Source organism: Leptospira idonii, from assembly GCF_004770995.1.
Classification (GTDB): Bacteria; Spirochaetota; Leptospiria; order Leptospirales; family Leptospiraceae; genus Leptospira_A; species Leptospira_A idonii.
The window spans coordinates 1-2,125 of sequence record NZ_RQHW01000006.1; the positions used below are offsets into that span (position 1 = coordinate 1).

Here is a 2,125-nt window from a genome sequence, read left to right on the forward strand (position 1 = left end):
AAAAAAACTAACACCCGTTTCAAATTCATCCAACTTAATGAACAAAATGTTCAATTACTTAGTTTTTGCGAGGCTCAGGGAATTATTTTTTCTTATCCTCTGGAACTACCATTTCAAATCTAGCATCAGAAATGCATGTGTCTTTATATTTATTTCCAGGATAGATTTCTTTGATAGTCATTTTGAGTAACAAATCCATTTGCAAATACCCATCTCTTTTAGATACAGGAACAACATTAATCTTAAATTCCTGCTCATCCATTTTATCTACTAATTCAATTTCATGAACACCATTTAAGATTGGTCCATCAAATATCTCAATGTCGGTTCCGGTAATTGTATCTGGGCCTTGTACAGACATTGTATAAGCAATTTCTTGTACTTCGATAGCGATTTTCTTAACTCGATTATTTGCCAAAAATAAATCTTTATTTTTCACAAAACCATTAATTATTGTGAACGAAAAAGAGTATCCCTCTCTTTTCCATATATCTTTATATTTATTTAGTCTTGGGTTGTTAGAATAAGAAACATAAATATATTCTCCTATTCCTTGGTTTTTAGATACACACCAAGCAGTATCCCTCCAGTTTTCATTGCGAAAGTCCTGAATTTTATCTGGTGAATATTCACCTTTTGGTTTGCCCTTCTCTATCAAAAAGGAGCTAGCAATAGCTTTACGGCACTCTTTCTTATAACAATGATTTACTGTTCCGTATAGTTTTTCAAACGCAAAGTCCCTTGCGCACAAAGGAACTATACTTAAGCTAAGTGTAAACAAAACATATCTCATTTTCAAATCACTCCTCTTTTTTTGGTAAATTTTCAATAACAAATGCCGTGCCGTCCTTGCTACCTATACCCCATTTACCGTAGTCATAATGAGCATACATTCCAGAACCTTTATAGCCGGTAACATTTGCATTTCCAAAAGGATCATGAACAATCCAACCAGTAGAATCATAACCAACAATCACAAGTCGATGACCCTCGGTCACCGGAGCAACGTCAAATTTTCCACCCACAACAACAGGTTTTCCTTCATTCAAAGCTGCTTTGATAGACTCAGTTTTCCACGCACTTGTTTCATATTTCACAGGGTTCGTTCCTGGCCTTGGAATCAAATCTGGCTCCAAATCAACTAACTTCTGCTCATACTGAGAAAGAACTTTCTCTAGATAGATGTTTTTCTTCAGCTCGTCACCTTTAACAAGAATACCATCTTTCTGCGCTTGTTTAATAAAATCATCTACTTGTTGGTTTTGTCCATTTTGTGGCTTAGCCCCCATATATTCCGACACAATAGACGTCGATGTAGGTGAACATTCATTTCCTGGTCTTAGATTATAATCTTTAAATTGGATATTTGTTTTATTATCATTCTGCGAATCATAGTAAACTTGATTTAAGATAACCCCTTCTCCATTCTTCAATACGGTTACCTGATCTGTACTTCTCTGTGTATCGATTCGATCTCCAAACTCTGCAACCAACTTCTCTGTTGTCAACCTTGCGTAATTCTCCCTTACATACTCAATCCTTGCTGTGTTGAAATCTGCTTTCGCATACACCACAGCCGCATTTAAGTCGCTCTTAATAGCTGCATAAATTTGTTTTTGTTCTGGAGTGGCATTAGGTGAGTTCAATCCATTTGCTGCAGCAAATTTCTCTAATGCTTCTGAAGCATGTGCAGAGGAATCATAGTCAAAAAACGCATCTTTCACCATCTGCTTCCCTACTTTTTCCAAGGTTTCTTTAATTTTTTCCGGTGGAGTCCCCTCTGGAAATTCTAATTTTAAGTTTCCGCCTGTTTTATAACTATTCACATTCGGATTTTCAACCGCATCAATAAATCTTTGTTGTATATCCACTGAAGAGTTGGAAATACTTTGAGCATTCAAAGGTTTAACTGGTTCTTTCCCAACAGAAATTCCGAAAGCCTTCGCTTTGGATATTACAAAGTCTTTTAATGCCAGTTTTACTTCTTCGAGTTTCTTCTGAGCTTCTTCCCAGCTCTTAAGTTCAAAGATTCCTTTCGTCTTACCTACCGACTCAGCAAGTTCGGCAGCTTTGAGCTCCTCAGTCAATCGGTCGTATTCTGCCCTACCCTCTGGATTCAATCTAC

The 2,125-nt window shown here is 36.7% G+C and carries 2 protein-coding genes; both read right to left on the reverse strand.

All coding sequences use genetic code 11. The annotated features are described in order from the left end of the window. Positions 1–82 precede the first annotated feature (82 nt). Positions 83–793: an NADase-type glycan-binding domain-containing protein gene (locus EHS15_RS01740; protein WP_135758819.1), complete on the reverse strand. Its 711-nt coding sequence runs from the start codon at positions 791–793 to the stop codon at positions 83–85. A 7-nt stretch (positions 794–800) separates the two neighbouring features. After that, positions 801–2,125: C39 family peptidase (locus tag EHS15_RS01745; RefSeq protein ID WP_210416277.1), on the reverse strand; the 1,325-nt coding region annotated here is incomplete at its 5' end.

Bases quoted from the DNA above. Each gene is read 5' to 3' on its own strand.
- EHS15_RS01740 (WP_135758819.1), bottom strand. From the start codon at position 793: ATGAGATATGTTTTGTTTACACTTAGCTTAAGTATAGTTCCTTTGTGC.